The following is an 18,637-nucleotide window of genomic DNA, read 5'->3' as shown; positions in this document are numbered from 1 at the left end:
CGTCGTGATCAAAAACACATTCCAAAACGACACCGCCACCGCATCGCTCCAGGCGTTCAAGGTCTTTACGGACACCTCGGGCGGACATACCCTCGCCGGAAACGAGTTCAAGTTCACGCTGAGGCCCGTGAGCGACACGGTGGATGGCACCACGAATACGGACGAGATCACGCTGGCGAGCATGCCCCGCCCCCGTAACGCGGCAACTCCGGAGGATGGCTCCGCGTGGCCCATCGAGCAGCCCGTGGTCGTCGCGGGCGAGGCCTCGTTCGGTGATTTCACCTTCAGCACGGAGTCCAACGCCGGCCACACGTATGTGTACGAGCTGACGGAGGTCATGCCCGCGGGGGCGACGGCCGAATCCGGCTACACAGTCGACGGCATGAGGTATGACTCCAAGGTGTACCGCGTGGAATACGCCGTGAGCAATCCGGCGGACACGAACCCCGCGGGGGACCTCGCGGTGGGTGTCTCGTGGAGCATCAAGAACGAGCAGGGTGAGTTCGTCCCCGTTGATGAGGGCGACCTGACCGATCGGGGCTTCCCGTACTTTTCCAACACGTACCAGGCTCTTCCCACGGAGTTGCCGTTGGAGCTGTCCAAGGCGGTCGACGGCCGTTCATGGGGCAATGGGGAAAAGTTCATCTTCGACGTGGCCGTGACTTCGGGCGATGCGACGGCGGTCGACCTGCCCGGGCAAGAGGACGCCCAGGAGGCGGGTGTGTATGAGCTCGAGCCCCCGGCAGGCACGGCACTCGCATCCGGTGAGCCGTTGAACATGCCGATCGGCAATGTCGCGTTCTCGAAGGTCGGAACATATGTGCTCACCCTGGCCGAGCGCCCGGGTTCGGCTGTGGGCATGGCGTACGACACCGCACCCCGCTCTGTAACGGTCGAGGTGGCGGATGACGGGACGGGCAAGCTCGTCGCAACGGTCCTCGATGCATCGGGGGCAGTCGCCACCGAGCAAAAGATCGTGGCATCCTTCACCAACATCTACCGCGCAACGGGCGCGTTCGCGGGCATCGACGTGACCAAGGTCATGGAGGGTCATGACCTGCTTGAGAATTCGTATGAGTTCACAGTCGAGCGCACCGCCTATGATTCCTCGGGCAATGTCATCGAGGACAGCCGCCGTTCCGAGAGCATGAAGTGCGGCACTGCCGCCGCTGGCGAGAAGTTCTCGTTCAACGAGGACTACGGTGATGTGTTCTTTGAGGGCAAGCTGACGCAGGAGCAGATCGGCTGCCCGCATATCTTCCGTGTGACCGAGGCCGCCGTCCATCCCGGGACGGTGGGATATGAGGACGATGCGAATGCGGGCTATGTGGTACTGCGCGTGGTGCCCGATGCGGATGATGCCTCGGCGCTCCATGCCGAGTATGCGGTCGCCAAGGGGCCCAAGACTTCCGACCTGGTGGGGAGCGACGGTTCCAAGCGGGCGAAGCTGCTCGATGAAGCGGTACTTGAGGGTCTGGGCGACGAGGTCGTGCGCGGTTCCACCGAGAACGGAGCTGCCGCGGGCGGAGTCATGCCCACGGTCAACTTCGCCAACAAGTACGAGGCAGTGGAACTGGACTACGGTGCCGCTGGAGGATTGGTTATCGAGAAGACATTCACCTATAAAAACGCCGCGAGCTGGCTTACACGCGACTTCTCCTTCACCGTGACGCCCAAGGCGACGGAGGTGTCCCGGCCCGATGGCACGACTCAGCAGCTGACCTCCGCGGGCGATGCGGGCGCTTTGCTCGGCATGACCGATGAGGAGATTGCACAGGGCAAGACCATCGCCATCCCCGACGTGCAGGCGAACGCCGACGATCCTGCCACGGTGTCGCTTGTTCCCTCGGGCGGGCTCACCTTCGAACAGGGGCACATCGGGAAAACCTACACCTATGAGGTGCGCGAGGTCATACCGAGCACCGCCGACGGCGTGGCATACGACGATTCTGTCTACACGGTGACCATCGCCGTGAGGGACAACGAGGATGGCCGCATCAAGGTCGTCACGCAGGTGGTCAAGGACAGCTATCTGTCGGTGTACACCTATGTTTCGGGCGAGGAGGTTTCTCGGGAGAACGCCGCGCGCGTGCCGTTCGCGAACGCCTACGCGCCGATTGAAGCGGATGTCTCGGTTGCGATCAACGCCACCAAGCAGTTGACAGGGCGCCCCCTGGTCGATGGTGAATTCGCCTTCGAGGTGCGCAATGCCGCTCCCGCCGCGACGGGCGACGGCCCCGTTTCGACGGGCGTAAACGACGCTTCGGGCAAGGTTGCATTCGACAACATCACCTATACGTTGGACAAGCTGTGCGCCGATGTCGATGCCGGCAAGGCGACCGCATCCGCCTCAGGCGATTCCAACGCGGTGACATACACCTATCAGTACTCCGTGTCCGAGGTCACCGACGGCTTGGCTGACCAGGGTATCGCCGGTGTTGCGACCTCCTTTGCAGTCACCGTGAGTGTGACGGATGACGGGACGGGTGCATTGAGCGCGGCTGTCACGTATCCGGAAGGTTCGGGTGACGTTCTGGCGTTCAAGAACGCCTATGGATCCGGTGCCACCACGACGGTGAGTCTCAGCGGCACGAAGGTGCTCGACGTGGAGTCGGGCGACAACGCGCCGACCTTGAGCGACATCGCCGGAAAGTATGAGTTCACCCTCGCTCCAGCCGAGGGTTTTGAGGGTGCACCGATGCCGGGCGATGCGACCGTGCGTAACGATGCCGCGGGCAACGTCTCCTTTGGCGAGATCACCTACACCATGGAGGATGTGTTCGGTGCCGATCCTCTGGATGGGGAGAGCGTGTCTGGAGGCAGCGACGCCTCGGGTGGCGAGGCGGGCGCTCCGTCCGAGATGGGCGCATCGTCCGAGGCGGAGGTTCCGTCTGAGGTGACTCCCACGTCTGAGGTTGCTCCCGCCGAGCGCACCAGGGTCTTTCGCTACACAATCTCCGAGAGCGGCACGGTGCCCGGAATCGCCAACGATCCCGATATCAAGACCGTCGAGGTGACGGTGACCGACAACGGGGATGGCACCATCTCGGCGATCGCCTCCAAGATCGAGGGCGGCGCGAATTTCTCCTTCACTAACACGTATTCCGTCGTGCCTACCTCTCCTTCATCTGTGAGCGACGCCATTGCCATCACCAAGACGCTGGGCGGGCGCAACCTGCGAGAAGGCGAGTTCAGTTTTGAGCTGATCGAGACCGTTGACGGAGTGGAGAGGGTCGTCTCTGAGGGCGTCAATGCGGCGGATGGCTCTGTGGGCATGCGGCCGATCGTCTATGACGGCCCCGGCGTGCACAGCTACGTGCTGCGCGAGGTGCACGGGTCGGCCGACGGTGTGACGTACGACGATGCGGCCCACCGCGTGCAGACCACGGTGAAGGACAGCGGAGACGGCACGCTTTCGGTCTCCCATGCGCTGCTCGACGCGAATGGCAACCCGGCCCGCGATCAGTCCGTGGTGTTTGTGAACAGCTATACCGAGCCGAAGGACCCCACCGATCCCATTGACCCTTCCGATCCCGGAGATTCGGGTGACCGACCCGCTTCGCCCGACGGTGGAAGTGGAGATGGAAAGACGGACGGATCTCGCCTGCCTGGGACGGGCGATCCTGCCGTGCCTTCCGCCATCGCCGCGTGTGCGTTCGTCGGATCTCTTCTGGTGGCGACGGGAGGTGTGCTGGTGCGCAGGCGGGTTCGTGACGACCGGGCTGGGCGTTCGTAGCCGTTCGTGGCCGGAGGGTTTTGTGAACGTGCCATCGGTTTCTCTTGTCCATGGGGCGCGGGTTCTTCATACTGTTCGTATCGCTTCTTGTGGCTTTGCCGCAAACGAATCGCAAACGCACTTCCCTTACGGGGGCAAACCAAGGAGGACTGATGGCTCAGTCACGCAACAAGGCCGTAATCGCTGGCCTCACCGCTGCACTCACACTCGGCAGCGTCACCTTGCCGGCGATGGCGACTACTTCCAACAGCACTCCCATGACGGATTCCGATCCCGACGGCATGGGAGTGCCCCTGCCGGGCGACTACGACAAGGCGGACTATTACGAGGGCTCCGAAGGGGTGACGACGTTCGCCTCCGTGCGCTCTGGCTCCACGCTTACCCCGGTCGCGCTGTCGGACGAGATGAAGTACTTTACCAAGTACGAGAGCGGCTGCAATTACGACAAGGGTCTCTCGTACGGCGACGGTTACAACGCGATGGGCTATTATCAGTTCGATCGTCGTTACAGCCTCCTGTCGTTCATCCAACAGGTATACAGCTACAACCCCACCAAGTACGCCATGTTCCAGGCGGTCATTGCTCAGCGCGATACACTCTCGAATCCGTCGTACAGCATGTACGACTACACGACTCGGCAGCTCACCGCTCCGGCGCAGATTCTGAACGAGGCGTGGCACGCGGCTTATGCGGCGGATCCCGCCGAGTTTTCGGCTCTGCAGGACGCCTACGCATACAACAATTACTACCTGCCGGTTCAGAGCTCGCTGCTCAATACCTATGGCGTTGACGTGCGCAACCGAGCCGATTGCGTCAAGGGGCTCGTGTGGGGCATGTGCAACCTGTTCGGCCAGGGAGGCGTGCAGAAGTTCTTTAAGGCCGCGAACATCAACAACGCGATGAGCGACCGCGAGCTGGTCACGGCGCTGTGTGATACGGTGGTCAACCGTGTGGCGGAGTGGTATCCCAAGCAGCCGCAGTATCACCAGGGCTGGCAGAACCGCTATAAGAAGGAGAAGGCCGCGTGCCTGGCGTACCTGGACCAGCATGATGCGGAGCAGAACGCGGGTGGCCAAGAGCAGGGCGGCGATGCGTCGAATGGTGGCGGCGCCGCCCAACAGAGCCCCGGCACCGGTGCGCCGAACGAACCCAGCGTGGGCACTCCGGACAACCCCAGCGCGGGCGACCAGGGAACCTCCGGCCCCTCCGGTGGGACGAGTGACAGTGGCTCCGATAACGGCGGTAACACCGGCGGCGGCAGTGCCAGCGACGGCAACAACGGTGGCTCCAGCTCGGGCAGCGACGCCGGTACTGGTGAAAGCGGTGACGCGTCGACTGGCGACACCTCGACCGGCGACGGCGCGGGCGACTCCGGCTCCGGCGACCAGGGGGGCAACACCTCCAATGGCGGCACGACTTCCGAGGACGACAAGCTTCCCGACGACGACTCGTTCGACTCTACCGACGATGCCGGGGACGATTCGGATGAGAGCGCGCACACGCACACATTCGTTAAGGCTTGGAGCCATGACGGGAAGACCCATTGGCATGCGTGCGAGGACGAGACCTGCACCGGGCACGGTTCCGAGGAAGCGCACACGAGCGATACTTGGGTGGCGAACAGCACCGACCACTGGAAGGTTTGTGAGGTCTGCGGTACGGCGTTCGACATCGCTCCCCACGACTTTGGGGAGTGGCGCATTACCAAGCAGGCTACCGAGGCCGAAAAGGGCGTTCGCGAGCGCACCTGCAATACCTGCGGGAAGGTCGTATCCGAGGAATACGAGGCCGAGTCTGCAAAGACAACGGGCGCGCAATCGACCTCGGGTGGCTCCTCCAAGGAGGGCCTGCCCGGCACGGGCGACATCATCTCGATGGTCGCTGTGGGCGCGACGGGTCTCGCCGTGGCCGGCGGCTCCTTCCTCTCGCTCGCAAAAAAAGAGCGCGACGAGGAGTAGCCTCAAGCGTCGCACAGTCTAGCTACTCAACCTTACAATTCCACCCGTTCCGCGGTGGCCCTCCGGCCAAAGCGCGGGGCGGGTTCTTTCTGGTACCCTTAAGGCGGTAAAACACGTGCTTGGCACGCGTACGCCCGCATTGGACCGGGCGGCGCATGCTATGGGAAGGGAGGCCTCATGGAGGCTTACAAGCAGGAGTTCATCGAGTTCATGGTTGAGTCCGATGTGCTCAAGTTCGGCGACTTCACCCTCAAGAGCGGCCGCAAGTCCCCGTTCTTCATGAACGCTGGAGCTTACGTGACGGGCGAGCAGCTCATGCGCCTGGGCGAGTACTACGCCCGTGCCATCCACGACAACTTCGGCCTGGACTTCGACGTCGTATTCGGTCCTGCCTACAAGGGCATTCCGCTGTCCGTCGTCACCGCCATCGCCATGCACAAGCTGTATGGCAAGGAGGTCAAGTACTGCTCCGACCGCAAGGAGGTCAAGGACCACGGCGCCGACAAGGGCGGCATGCTGGGCTATGAGCTCAAGGACGGCGACCGCGTGGTGATGGTCGAGGACGTGACCACCTCGGGCAAGTCCATCGACGAGACCTATCCTAAGCTCATGGACGCCGCGAACGTCGAGGTCAAGGGCCTCATTGTGAGCCTCAACCGCATGGAGGTCGGCAAGGGTGGCGTGACTACCGCGCAGAAGGAGATCGAGGCCAAGTACGGCTTCCCCGTGGCGAGCATCGTGTCCATGGCCGAGGTGACCGATCACTTGTATAACCGCGAAGTTGCCGGCCGCGTGGTGATTGACGACGAGCTCAAGGCCGCCATCGACGCCTACTACGAGCAGTACGGCGCCCGCGAATAGGATTTCCGTTTGCCGATTGGCGCTTGCCGCCCGGGCGGCGATTTGAGGGGCATCCCCTCAGGTGTTCGGAGGTCGGATACCATCAGGGTAATTTGATGGGTTGGCGTTCGAGTGCGTAAGAGAATGACTCGTCACCGGCATCGGGAGGAAGCGATGAAGAAGAAGTTCTGGGTCATGCCCTTGGCGGCAATCGCGGTTGTATGCACCGTGCTGCTGAGCGCGTGCGGCGGCCCCTCGGTCGAGGAGCTCATCCGTGAGGATGTCGAGAAGGCGTTCTCGGAGGTCTCCGCCGACAACGAGGACCTGATGGATGCCATGGTCGCGAGCTCCGACGGTGCGTTCGAGCAGCTCGGCCTCGACACCAAAGAATTCGCCGAGGCGTATCTGGACGGCTTTGGTCACGAGATCAAGGAGGTCGTGGTTGACGAGGAGGCCGGCACCGCCGACGCCAAGGTGATCGTCAAGATCAAGTCCCTTACCGCGATCATGGCCGATTTTGCCTCGCAGTTCCAGGAGTATGTGAACGGTCTTGACCCATCGACCGTGAGCAGCGAGGAGGAGCTGTACGCCCAAGCAGGCCAGATTCTGATGGATGCGGTCAAGAACGCCGAGCCCGCCGAGACCGAGTGCACGTTCTCGTATGAGAAGGACGACGAGGGCAGCTGGTCCGCAACGGAGGATACCGAGACCGAGATCCTCAACGCGATGCAGTAAATGCGGCGAGTAAGAACATATGGCACAAAGAAAGGGGAGGCGCGAACCTCCCCTTTCTCATATGGCGTTTCGCTGCGCCTGACCGGTCGCTACTCTTCGCGGTCGAACTCTTCGGTGGCGTCGAGCGTGCGTCCCGAGTAGTTGACGTGCCCCGTCACCGCCGCCGTATCGCCCGTCCCGATGAACCGCGCGGCAGCTTGTTGGTAATCGTCAAGAGCGCGCTCGAACAGTGCCGGGAAGCTTTCCGTGCGAACGGCTTGAGTGAAGGGGTCGGTCCATTCGTTGCGCGCCAAGTTTCCTGCGCCCGCCGGCGGCTCGGCGGTCACGCGATGCGCCAGCGCCTGCAGCAGGGAGTAATCTTTGACGAGGCCTTCGAGGCGAGCTAGGGCGCACGTTCGTACAGAGCCAGCCGGCTCGATCACGCGGTAGGCGAGCTGCATGTCCGCCACGGCGCCACCGTATTCATTCGCGCCTACGCTTATGCCGTACACGCTGTTCGCGACAAAGCTCGTGAGCGCGCCCGCCACCTTGTCGATGCGGGCGCCTGTGACGAGCTCGCCGGCGGGCGGATAGTCCGCCACGGTCGCCCCATCGCGCTTGATTTGGAGCATGAGCACGTCGAGGTCGCTTTCGATCACTGCATGAACTTGGCTTCCCGCGCCCGCGAGGTCATCGTCCGCCTCTTGAATGCCCCATTGCTGCGCATACACAAAGGGATGGGCGTTGCGGTCCAGAATGTAGTGGGAGAGTAGGCCGAGCGTCCATGCGCGGCCAACGCCCGCATCGGCGGGCTGCAGGTGTGTCACGCCGTCGCGCAAGGCGGCAAGCTGCTTTGACATGCGGCTGCGGTGCATGACGCGCGCGAGTTCCATGCAAGTGCCCATGTGGGGCGTGCGGACCCGGAAGAAGAACGGGTCGGGGCCCTGGTTGGCGAGCAGGAAGGCGGCGCGCTCGTCATCTGAGGTTATGAGCCCTTCGGGAAGACGCTCGATGCTTTCCTCGCCGAACAGTCGATGGGTGATCAGTGCGGGCATGGGGACTCCTTTTTCAAAAAAGAAACGTCTGTCGCTCATTATTCCCAGCTGGGAGCAGTTATCTCATGCGATTTTGCGATGTGAGGGGGCGCTCTCGCAAGCGGGCTGCGAGGGATGTGCAAAATAGGGACGTATCCCCATTTTGCACATCCCTCCGGCGCGGGTGGGCGTTCCGGCGTTGCCCCATCCGACTGCTCCAGAAACGGTATCGAAATGGTTTTGAAATCCATAATGTTGCGCGTAGCTGGGGAAATAAGGTATAACAGGCTCTTGTTTGCACGGAAACAAGGGGGGATCGCATGGCCAACATGATTGAGATACACGGCCTGAACAAGTACTTCGGCGACCTGCATGTCCTCAAGGACATCGACCTCACGGTCGCGGAGGGCGAGAAGGTCGTCATCATCGGACCGTCTGGGTCGGGCAAGTCGACGCTCATCCGCTGCGTCGATTACCTGGAGGAGCCCACCAGCGGTGAGGTCATCATCGATGGCACGCCGCTCACCAAGAAGAACCACCTGGAGATGGCCCGTACGTACAGCTCCATGGTGTTCCAGCAGTTCAACCTGTATCCGAACATGACCGTGCTGGGCAACCTCACGCTCGCGCCCATCAAGCTGCAAAAGAAGTCCAAGGAGGAGGCGAACGCCGCCGCCATGGCGGCCCTCAAGCGCGTGGGCCTCGCCCACAAGGCAGGGGAGTACCCCCAGAACCTCTCCGGCGGCCAGCAGCAGCGCGTCGCCATCGCCCGCGCCCTGTGTACCAAGCAGCCCATCATCCTGTTCGATGAGCCCACCTCGGCACTTGACCCTGAGATGGTCCAGGAGGTGCTCGACGTCATGATCGAGCTCGCGCAGGAGAACATCACCATGATCTGCGTGACGCACGAGATGGGCTTCGCCCGCCAGGTCGCCGATCGCGTCATCTTCATGGATGACGGCCGCATCCTCGAGGAGGGCACGCCCGAGCACTTCTTCGACAATCCGACGAACCCGCGTTGCCGCGACTTCCTCGCGAAGATCCTGCACTAAAGGCGAGGGGATGTGTATGAAGGACATGATGACGTACGGGTGGCGCGACCGCCTGCCATTCGCCCCCGGCGCCGGCGATGGGCTCGTCGCCAATGGCCGCGGCGTCTCCTGCACGGGTACTCGATGCGGAACCGAGCCCAGCTTGAGCCGTCGTTCGCTTCTGCGCGGCGTCGCTGCCGCGGCAATGCTCGCCGGAGCCGGCGCGCTGACGGGCTGCGGTGCGGACGGAGCCAGCGCCGGCTCCTCGTCCGTCGCCACGCCCGGATCCAAGCTCTCCGCCATTAAGGCGCGCGGGCAGCTGAACGCCGGCGTTAAGAAGGACGTGCCAGGCTACGGTTACTACGACCCCGCCGCCCAGGCCTACGAGGGCATGGAGATCGACCTGTGCTACCAGGTCGCCGCCGCCATCTTTGGCGTGAGCTACGAGGAGGCGCGCGAGCGCGGGCTCGTGGCGTTCACCGACGTCACTCCCAAGACCCGTGGTCCGCTCATCGACAACGACCAGCTCGACGTGGTGTGCGCCACCTACACCATCACGCCCGAGCGTCGCGAGAGCTGGGACTTCTCCACCGCGTACCGCACCGACTACGTGGGCCTTATGGTCAAGAAGCGCAGCGGCTTCGCCCGCATCGCCGACCTCGATGGAAAGATCATCGGCGTGAGCCAGGGCGCCACCACGCAGAGCCTCATCGAGCAGATGCTCGTGGACGAGGATATCGACGCGACTCCGGAGTTCCTGGCGTTTTCCGGTTACCCCATCATCAAGAGCTCGCTCGACGCGGGCAACATCGACTGCTTCGCCATGGACCGCTCCACGCTTGCCGGCTACATGAACGAGACGGTCGAGCTGCTCGAGCCCGAGGTGAAGTTTGGCGAGCAGCAGTACGGCATTGCCACGAAGAAGGGCAGCGACCTGTCCGCCGTGGTCGACCAGTGCGTGCAGGACTGCGCGGCGAGCGGCTGGCTCGACGAGGAGATCGAGAAGTGGGGGTTGGTGTAAATGCTCGAAGGACTACTTGATCCCCAGCGCTGGACGCTGACGTTCGCCAACATGGGACCGTTTTGGGAGGGCTTTGGCGTGACCTTGCGCGTCGTCGCCGCGGGCCTCGCCCTCGCCCTGCTGCTGGGCACACTGCTCGGCGTCCTGTCCACCACGCGCTCGCGCATCCTGCGCGGCATCTCCCGCGTATACGTTGAGTTCTACCAGAACACGCCCCTGCCCGTGCAGGTGCTGTTCATGTACATGGCCGGCCCGCAGTTCCTGCAGGCCATCACCGGCGCGGCGCAGCCCGTGCGCATCGCCCCGTTCGCGCTCGGTGCCCTCGGTGTGGGCCTGTACCACGCTGCCTACGTGGCTGAGGTCATCCGCACCGGCATCGAGGCCGTCCCGCGCGGCCAGATGGAGGCGGCGCAGAGTCAGGGCTTCTCCCGCGTCCAGACGTACGCGTACATCGTGCTGCCGCAGACGTTCAAGATCATCCTGCCGCCCCTGTGCAACCAAGCACTCAACCTGGTCAAGAACACCTCGGTGCTTGCGCTGGTCGCTGGCGGCGACCTCATGTACCGCTCTGACAACTTCGTGAGTCTCTACGGGTACCTGCAGGGATACATCGTCTGCTGCTTCATGTACTTCATCATCTGCTTTCCTTTGGCCATGCTCGGCCAGTGGCTCGAGCGCCGCAGCAAGCAGCGCCCGCGCGCCAAGGTCATCCCCGGCGTGACGGACGTCGCCGGCGCTACGGATGCCGCTGCCGTGCCCGCCCCGGCTACCGGAAAGGAGGCGTAGGCGATGGAGATCTTCAACGCGACCAATCTCATCTACATCTTGGGTGGCTTCGTCAAGACCGTCGAGATCTCGGTGCTGTCCATCATTTGCTCGGTCATCCTGGGCACGGTGCTCGCGCTCATCAAGAGCTACGCGCCCCGTCCGTTCCGTTGGCTGGTGAGCGCCTACATCGAGCTGTTCCGCTGTACGCCCAACCTGCTGTGGATCCTGTTCATCTACTTCACGGTGCAGGGCATCGACATCTTCATCTCGACGCTCGCGTTCACCCTGTTTACGAGCGCCGTCATGGCCGAGATCGTGCGCGCGGGCCTGAACGCCATCCCCGCCGGACAGTTCGAGGCGGCGCGCAGCCAGGGCTTTGGCTTCTTTGCCACCATGCGCTACATCATCCTGCCGCAGACGTTCCGCACCATCACGCCGGCGCTGTTCGGCCAGTGCACCACGGTGATCAAGGACAGCTCGTACCTCTCGGGCATCAACGTGGCGGAGTTCATGTACACCACCAATGTGGTCATGGCGCACGCGATCGCACTCGATCAGGTGCTCATGCTATACGGTTTCGTGTTCGCGCTGTATTTTGCGCTGAACTTTGGCATCTCGCTGCTGGTCCGCCGGTACCAGCGTAAGGCCATCGCGGCATAGTCGGCGCGCCCGGACACCCCGCCTTGGTGCTCAGTTGGCCGTTTTGCACGGGCCTGGCGCCTCGCAGCGGGCGAGCGTCTTTCCCTGCACGCCAATCTGGGGCGCCCGGATGCGCCTTGAGCTTTATTCGGTTCTCTCGTAAGGAGAAGGAATGGGTTACCTAAAGAATCGTTTCGAGCGTAGGCTCGCTGCCGAGCAGGAGGCGCGCGCCGATCAGCCCGTGGTCATCACCATTGCGCGCGACTACGGCGCGGAGGGCCACGAGATCGGCAAGATGCTTTCCGTCGAGTTGGGCATCCCGCTCTATGACAACGAGCTGCTCGTGCGCTCCGCCACGCGCGCGGGTGAGGCGCTCGACAAGGTTGCCGAGTACGACGAGCGCATGGCCGCGGAGTTCATGGCGTTTCTGCCCGACCGCGCAGATTCGCGCACGCTCTCGGACAAGCTCTTCAAGTCGATGAGCCAGGTGATCGTGGACTTGGCGGCTACGCGTAGCTGCATCATCGAGGGCCGCCTATCCGATTACCTGCTGCGCAACAACCCCAACCACATCGCGGTGCTGGTGACGGCGCCGTTCGATGCACGCGTTGAGATCGTGCGCGGCAAGCGCGGGCTGGACAAGCGCGCCGGCGCCAAGCTCGTGCGCGAGCGCCAGCATGCGCGCGAGGCGTTCTACAAGCGCTACTCTGCGGGCAAATGGAAGATGACCGATGGCAAGGATATCGTGGTTAACCGCGCCAAGCTTGGGCGCCAGGGATGCGTGGACGTGATCGCGGCTGCGTACCGCTCCAAGCTACGCGAGGCCGAACAGGCGAGCACGTCTACCGATTTGCGGCATTGAATTGAGAGGGGGCAGCGGACGGAGCGCCCGCGAACCCCACCGAAGCATCGAGAAAAGATATCTAAGTCAAGTACACTTAGATATGATGACAATATGACGCTTAAAAAACTTGTGCGTCTGTGAATAATAGGCGGCGATGCGGGCATAACCGGATTGTCAAACAAAGACGCGCGCCCCAAAGGGCACGCGCAAAGGCGCGAGACACCCCGCCCCGCGCGCATCACGAAGGAGTGATCGATTATGGCAATGGTTCCGTATCGTCAGGGTTATGGCGTCCTCCCCGTTTCCACCAACTCGCTGTTCGACATCTTCGACGACATGATGGACATCCCGCGCACGGCGCTTGCCGCGAAAGCGTTCCCCATCGACGTTGAGGACAAGGGCGACGCCTACGAGGTCAAGGCGTATCTCACCGGTGTCACCAAGGACGATCTGGACGTTGAGCTCAACGAGGGCCGTCTGTCCATCTCCGTCAACGTTGAGGAGAAGGAGGAGGACAAGGGCAAGAACTACCTCCAGCGCGAGTTCACTTCCTATAGCGCCACGCGCGGCGTTTATCTCAAGGACGCGGCGAGCGAGGGCCTGTCCGCCACGTTTGCCGACGGCGTCCTCACGGTTAACGTGCCCAAGTTCGTCGAGAAGAAGAACGTCACGAAGATCTCCATCGACTAACGTGGCAGCGCGTTAGAAGATTGATATCGGACGGTTTTGGCCGGCGCTTCGGATGCGGAGCGCCGGCTTTTCGCTGCCTCGGTCGAGTGTGGCGCTCGAGCCCAGCTCGTCGTCCAGCTGTGCCCCTACGGCTTCGGCCAGTGCGCGCACGGCGAGGCTCGGGCGGTTATTCTCCTGCGAGATGTGCATGGCGACCACGTGCTCGGTTCGGCTGGTGATCAGCTGCGGTAGCGCCTCGGCGGCTTGCGCGTTGGAGAGGTGCCCGCGTTCGGAGATGATGCGGTCCTGCAGGTAGCGAGGATAGGAGCCGGTGCGGAGCATCGGCACGTCGTGGTTGCTCTCAAGCGCGAGAATGCGCACATCGGCAAGCAGACGCATGGCGCCAGGCGGCAGGGTGCCGGTATCGGTGGCATAGCCGATCGAGTCTCCATTGCAGGAGAATCTAAAACCCACCGGATTGACGACGTCGTGCGAGGTGGGGAAGGTCTCAACGCGCACTCCGGCGACTTCGAGGACCTCGCCCGGCATGAACGTCTCAAAAGGCAGGCAGGCGAGGTATTTGCGCGCTTCCGCCGTGCCCGAGCTCGCGAACAGAGGCCCGTCGAAGCGTTTGACCCACACGGACACGCCGCTCACATGGTCGCTGTGCTCGTGCGTGAGGATAAGCGCACGCACGTCGTCCTCGTTCAGGTCGAGGTCGTGCATGCGGGTGAGCACCTCCCGGCGGGAAAAGCCGTCATCGATCATGATGAGCCCTTGAGGCCCTTCGATGAGGGCGCAGTTGCCCTGCGACCCGCTTCCGAGGATGTGAAGGTGAAGGGGACGCGGGAACGGCGTTGCGACTGGTTGCTTCATGGCGTTACAGGCTCCTCGCAGATACAATGCGTACAGGTGGATATGGCAGAAGGGGTGGGACATGCCCACAGTTTCCCAACGGTATGGCACGCGACGCGCCACGGCGCCCGCCGCTCGGGCGCTCGAGCGGCGCGCCCCCGTTGTCCTCATGGTATCAGGCGGTGCGGACTCAACGGCGCTGTTGCTCCTGGCGTGCACGGGAACGCTCGATATGGACGACGGTAGGGGCCGCACGCGCATCGCTCGCGAGCGCCTCCATGTGCTTCACGTGAATCATCATCTGCGGGGAGAGGCGTCCGATGGCGACGAGCAGTTCGTGCGCGCCCTCTGCGAACAGCTGGGGGTGCCGCTTTGCGTCGAGCACGCGAGCTTTGCCGATCTGGGCGGGCAAAACCTCGAGGGTGCCGCACGCGAGGTTCGCTATGCCGCAGCGCGCCGGTATGTAGGGGAGCTCTCGCGAAAAGCGGGAACCCCTCGCTCCGCCGCGCGGATTCTCACGGCTCACACCTCGAGCGATCGAGCCGAGACGTTTTTCATGAATGCCATCAAAGGCTCCGGCGCGGCTGGGCTCTCGAGCATCCCGCGCCGGCGAAACATCATCGTGCGCCCCCTGCTCGACCGAACGCATGAGGAGCTGGTGCGCTATTTGGAGGTCGCCGGCCAGCCGTGGCGCGAGGACGCGAGCAACCAAGACACGAGGTATCTACGCAACTACGTGCGTCACCGCCTCATGCCCGTTGCGCAGGAACGCAATCCGAACGTGGAGCGCAGCGTGAGCGCGGCGTGCGACATCTTGGGCGACGAGGACGCGTTCATGTCTCAGCTCGCCGCGACTGCCCTGCGCGGTTGCGAGCGCCGTCGGGCTGCGGGGCTCATCGTGCTCGACGCCGCGCGTCTCGCGGCGGCGGAGGTTGCCATCGCGCGACGCATCGTGCGCCTGGCCGTACGCGAGCTCGATACCGAGGCGCGTTTGGAGATGCGCCATGTGGAGGCGGTCCTTGCCTGCGTGGCTCGCGCGGAGGGCTCCGTGACCCTTCCGGCGGGAATCGATGCGCGCATCGAGTTCGGCACGCTCGCCCTGCGAACGCCCGAGGAGCGCGAACGCGCCACTGCAGGCTGGCTTGCGATTCCCGGGCAGTTGCGCACGGCGGCAGGTGGCGTGGTCGAGGCGGAGTTGGTGGAGCTTCCCGCCGGCACCGACGGCGTCGCCTTGGCGCGGGAGGTGTCGTCCGCACGTGGGGACGCGCTCTCGGCGACAAGCGACGCGCCCGCATCGGTGCTGATCGACGCGGCGGCGCTCGGCTATGCGGCGCACGATCTCCCGCGCTTGGCGGAGGACCAGCGTTGGGGCGTTGCGGGCTCGTCCGTGCCGAGTCGAGACGGGCTGCGCCTGTGGGTGGATGTCCCGGCGCCGGGCGACATGCTCTGCCCCTTTGGCATGTGCGGGCGCAGCAAGAAGCTTTCGGATCTCCTTAATGAGGCGCAAATTCCACGTTCCGAGCGCGCGTACACGCCCGTGGTGCGGACTTCCCCCGGCGGTGCGATCGTGTGGGTGGCACCAGTTCGTTTGGACGATCGCTTTAAATGCACCGCCACCAGCAAAGTCTTGGTAAAATTGACATTTCGTCCCGTTGCGGACGTGCAGTAACTCCCAAACGGGTATGCTGCAATTATCTGCATACGCGCCATGAAAGGGTATCCATGGAAACGATTCATCCCGATGTTGAGAAGGTCCTGTTCTCGGAGGAGGACATCGCCGCCATGGTCAAGCGCCTGGGTGCGCAGATCTCCGAGGATTACCAGGGCAAGGACCTTGTGCTGATCGCCGTCCTGCGCGGCGCGGTCGTCTTCATGGGCGACCTCATGCGCGCCATCGACGCTCCGCTCTCCATCGACTTCATGGCCGTGTCGAGCTACGGCGACGGCGCCAAGTCCTCGGGCATCGTGCGCATCATCAAGGACCTCGACATCGACATCAAGGGTCGCGACGTTCTCATCGTCGAGGACATTCTCGATTCCGGCCTAACGCTCAAGTATCTCATGGCGAACCTCGCCAGCCGTGGTCCCGCTTCGCTCGAGGTCTGCACCTTCCTGTGGAAGGACGTCGAGGGCAAGCAGGCGGCCATCGATCCCAAGTACGTGGGCACGCACTGCCCCGATGCCTTTGTGGTGGGCTATGGCTTGGATTATGCCGAGCATTACCGCAATCTGCCTTATGTGGGCGTTCTCAAACCGGAGGTTTACGCATAGCATGACCGATTGCACAGACGATTACGCACGGGGACCCGTCGCCCTCCTTGCTGAGGGAGGCGGGTCCGGCAATGGAAATGGCGGGCCAACGCCCCCGCAGGGAGCGGGTCCTACGGACGATGGTGGTAACCGGGGCGGCAATGGCTTCGGGCCCTTTGGCGGACCCGAAGGGGCGGGAGGTCCCTCGCGCACGGGATGGATCTACTTCGCCTTCGCCTGCATTCTGCTTGGTTACACGTTTTGGAACCTCGGGGGCGGTCTTCGTCAGGGTGATAACCCCACAGAGCTCGCCACCAGCGATTTTGTTGCCGCCGTGGAGGCGGGTCGCGTTGACGAGGCAACCTATACGGTGATCGACGGCACGGTGAGCGGCACGTATTGGCCAAAGGGCGAGAGCCGGTCCAAGAAGAACCTGGAGACGTTCACCTCCACCTACGTGGGTTCCGATTCACTGGCCGAGCTCATGGCCGAGCATCCCAAGACCACGTATAAAGTGGACACCGAGGATCCCGATGCGTTTATGAACATGCTGCTGGCAATTCTGCCCACCGCCGTGATCATCATCGCAATGGTGTACTTCATGCGTCAGATGATGGGCGCCAACAACAAGGCCATGCAGTTTGGCAAGACGAACGCCAAGACGACCCCGGCAACGCGTCCCAAGGTCAAGTTCAAGGATGTTGCGGGCATCGATGAGGCCGTTGAGGAGCTCGAGGAGGTCCGCGACTTCCTCGCCGACCCCGAACGCTTCCGTAAATTGGGCGCCAAGATTCCGCGCGGCGTGCTATTGGTTGGTCCTCCCGGCACGGGTAAGACCCTGCTTGCCAAGGCAGTCGCAGGCGAGGCGGGCGTGCCGTTCTTCACCATCTCCGGCTCCGAGTTCGTCGAGATGTTCGTGGGTGTGGGTGCCTCGCGCGTGCGCGACCTCTTTAAGAACGCCAAAGAGCAGGCTCCGGCGATCATCTTCATCGATGAGATCGACGCCGTGGGTCGTCAGCGCGGCGCAGGTCTGGGCGGAGGTCACGACGAGCGCGAACAGACGCTCAACCAGTTGCTCGTCGAGATGGACGGTTTCGAGGAGAGCGAGAGCGTGATCCTCATCGCCGCTACCAACCGCCCCGATGTGCTCGATCCGGCACTGCTGCGTCCGGGCCGCTTTGACCGCCAGATCACGGTCGACCGCCCCGACGTACGCGGCCGCGAGCAGATCCTGCGCGTGCACGCGGCCAACAAGCCGCTCGACACGGACGTGAGTTTTGAGAAGCTCGCGCAGCTCACGGTTGGATTTGCCGGTGCCGACTTGGCGAAGCTGCTCAACGAGGCGGCTCTGCTCACCGCCCGCCGCAACCGCTCGCTCATCTCGATGGACGAGATCGAGGAGTCCATGGAACGCGTCATGGCGGGTCCGCAGCGTAAGAGCCGCGTGATGAGCGAGGCCGAACGTACGACCATCGCTTACCACGAGAGCGGTCACGCACTGGTGGGCCACGTTTTGGACAACGCCGACCCGGTGCACAAGATTTCGATCATCAGCCGCGGTCAAGCGCTCGGCTACACCATGCAGCTGCCGGCCGAGGACCATTTCCTTAAGACGCGTCGCGAGATGCTCGACGAGCTCGCCGTGTTCCTGGGCGGTCGCGTGGCAGAGGAGCTCATGTGCGCGGACATCACGTCTGGCGCGAGCAACGACCTTGAGCGCGCCACCAAGATGGCTCGCGAGATGGTCACGCGCTTGGGCATGAGCGAGGAGCTGGGCACACAGGTGTTCGGCGAGGCCCAGCATCAGGTGTTCCTCGGCCGCGACTACGCCGACCATCAGGATTACTCCGAGGAGACGGCTCGTCGCATCGATACCGAGGTCCAGCGCATCATGCGTGAGGCGCATGAACGCGCAGTCGAGATCCTCTCTGCCCGCCGCGATCAACTTGATCTTATGGCCAAGGTTCTGCTTGAGCGCGAGACCGTTGAGGGCGAGGCCGTCGATGCCCTGCTCAACAACGAGTGGGATGCGTATCTGGAGCGCGAGGGCGATATCGCTGCCGCCAAGGAGGCGCGCAACGAGGCAGCCGCCAACGGTGCCGACCCCGCTGTTGTCGAGGCCGAGCGCGCCCGTCGCGCCAAGCCGCGCCAGAGCGACGAGGAGATCGCCGCCGAGGCGGCTGCGTTCGCGCAGGCAGCCGTTGCAGACGAGGGCGTCAGCAAGCCGTGTGCCCCCGATGGGGATGCTTCCGTTGGGGCCGACCCTTCAGCCAAGTAG

15 protein-coding genes are annotated in these 18,637 nt (G+C 63.4%); 13 read left to right on the top strand and 2 right to left on the bottom strand.

What is annotated here, in order from left to right; translation table 11 throughout:
* The 4 genes from ACT8II_RS02070 to ACT8II_RS02055 form a co-directional block, all read left to right on the top strand.
* Nucleotides 1-3,736 (top strand): Spy0128 family protein (locus ACT8II_RS02070; RefSeq protein ID WP_443812897.1); only part of this gene is annotated, 3,736 nt, incomplete at its 5' end.
* Between the two features lie 152 nt (nucleotides 3,737-3,888).
* Nucleotides 3,889-5,694, top strand: coding sequence for a VgrG-related protein (locus ACT8II_RS02065; protein WP_304291990.1), 1,806 nt, complete (start codon nucleotides 3,889-3,891; stop codon nucleotides 5,692-5,694).
* A 177-nt stretch (nucleotides 5,695-5,871) separates the two neighbouring features.
* Nucleotides 5,872-6,555 carry an orotate phosphoribosyltransferase gene (gene pyrE / locus ACT8II_RS02060; RefSeq protein WP_118652239.1) on the top strand — a complete coding sequence of 228 codons (684 nt, stop codon included), beginning with the start codon at nucleotides 5,872-5,874 and terminating at the stop codon, nucleotides 6,553-6,555.
* 153 nt (nucleotides 6,556-6,708) lie between these two features.
* A complete protein-coding gene (locus ACT8II_RS02055; protein WP_118652242.1) occupies nucleotides 6,709-7,269 on the top strand; it encodes a hypothetical protein in 561 nt (186 codons plus the stop codon).
* Between the two features lie 89 nt (nucleotides 7,270-7,358).
* Here ACT8II_RS02055 and ACT8II_RS02050 read toward each other — a convergent pair whose 3' ends face one another.
* Nucleotides 7,359-8,303: a zinc dependent phospholipase C family protein gene (locus ACT8II_RS02050; RefSeq protein ID WP_443812896.1), complete on the bottom strand. Its 945-nt coding sequence runs from the start codon at nucleotides 8,301-8,303 to the stop codon at nucleotides 7,359-7,361.
* A 299-nt stretch (nucleotides 8,304-8,602) separates the two neighbouring features.
* Here ACT8II_RS02050 and ACT8II_RS02045 point away from each other — a divergent pair, with 299 nt between their 5' ends.
* The 6 genes from ACT8II_RS02045 to ACT8II_RS02020 all read left to right on the top strand — a co-directional run bounded on the left by ACT8II_RS02045 (nucleotide 8,603) and on the right by ACT8II_RS02020 (nucleotide 13,275).
* Entirely contained in the window at nucleotides 8,603-9,334 is a 732-nt protein-coding gene (locus ACT8II_RS02045) for an amino acid ABC transporter ATP-binding protein (RefSeq protein WP_118652248.1), read from the top strand.
* A gap of 16 nt (nucleotides 9,335-9,350) precedes the next feature.
* Nucleotides 9,351-10,334 carry a transporter substrate-binding domain-containing protein gene (locus tag ACT8II_RS02040; protein WP_317440301.1) on the top strand — a complete coding sequence of 328 codons (984 nt, stop codon included), beginning with the start codon at nucleotides 9,351-9,353 and terminating at the stop codon, nucleotides 10,332-10,334.
* Nucleotides 10,335-11,120 carry an amino acid ABC transporter permease gene (locus ACT8II_RS02035; RefSeq protein ID WP_118652251.1) on the top strand — a complete coding sequence of 262 codons (786 nt, stop codon included), beginning with the start codon at nucleotides 10,335-10,337 and terminating at the stop codon, nucleotides 11,118-11,120.
* A gap of 3 nt (nucleotides 11,121-11,123) precedes the next feature.
* On the top strand, nucleotides 11,124-11,762 hold the full coding sequence (locus ACT8II_RS02030; RefSeq protein WP_118652254.1) for an amino acid ABC transporter permease: 639 nt from the start codon (nucleotides 11,124-11,126) through the stop codon (nucleotides 11,760-11,762).
* 151 nt (nucleotides 11,763-11,913) lie between these two features.
* The gene (locus tag ACT8II_RS02025; protein WP_118652257.1) at nucleotides 11,914-12,603 is read left to right on the top strand and encodes a cytidylate kinase-like family protein; all 690 of its coding nucleotides are present in this window, start codon (nucleotides 11,914-11,916) and stop codon (nucleotides 12,601-12,603) included.
* 240 nt (nucleotides 12,604-12,843) lie between these two features.
* Nucleotides 12,844-13,275 carry an Hsp20/alpha crystallin family protein gene (locus ACT8II_RS02020; RefSeq protein WP_118652260.1) on the top strand — a complete coding sequence of 144 codons (432 nt, stop codon included), beginning with the start codon at nucleotides 12,844-12,846 and terminating at the stop codon, nucleotides 13,273-13,275.
* 12 nt (nucleotides 13,276-13,287) lie between these two features.
* Here ACT8II_RS02020 and ACT8II_RS02015 read toward each other — a convergent pair whose 3' ends face one another.
* Nucleotides 13,288-14,130: an MBL fold metallo-hydrolase gene (locus tag ACT8II_RS02015; RefSeq protein WP_118652263.1), complete on the bottom strand. Its 843-nt coding sequence runs from the start codon at nucleotides 14,128-14,130 to the stop codon at nucleotides 13,288-13,290.
* Nucleotides 14,131-14,191: 61 nt separating this feature from the next.
* Here ACT8II_RS02015 and tilS point away from each other — a divergent pair, with 61 nt between their 5' ends.
* The 3 genes from tilS to ftsH are packed head-to-tail and all read left to right on the top strand — an operon-like array spanning nucleotide 14,192 to nucleotide 18,637.
* Nucleotides 14,192-15,778 carry a tRNA lysidine(34) synthetase TilS gene (tilS, locus tag ACT8II_RS02010; protein WP_294121561.1) on the top strand — a complete coding sequence of 529 codons (1,587 nt, stop codon included), beginning with the start codon at nucleotides 14,192-14,194 and terminating at the stop codon, nucleotides 15,776-15,778.
* 53 nt (nucleotides 15,779-15,831) lie between these two features.
* Nucleotides 15,832-16,380 carry a hypoxanthine phosphoribosyltransferase gene (gene hpt / locus ACT8II_RS02005; protein ID WP_118652269.1) on the top strand — a complete coding sequence of 183 codons (549 nt, stop codon included), beginning with the start codon at nucleotides 15,832-15,834 and terminating at the stop codon, nucleotides 16,378-16,380.
* Nucleotide 16,381: 1 nt separating this feature from the next.
* On the top strand, nucleotides 16,382-18,637 hold the full coding sequence (gene ftsH / locus ACT8II_RS02000; protein WP_443812895.1) for an ATP-dependent zinc metalloprotease FtsH: 2,256 nt from the start codon (nucleotides 16,382-16,384) through the stop codon (nucleotides 18,635-18,637).

Source organism: Collinsella sp., assembly GCF_052346665.1.
In the GTDB taxonomy this organism is placed as follows: domain Bacteria; phylum Actinomycetota; class Coriobacteriia; order Coriobacteriales; family Coriobacteriaceae; genus Collinsella.
The sequence above is the reverse complement of the archived record's forward strand: the minus strand, read 5'-3'. Positions and strand labels throughout refer to the sequence as shown.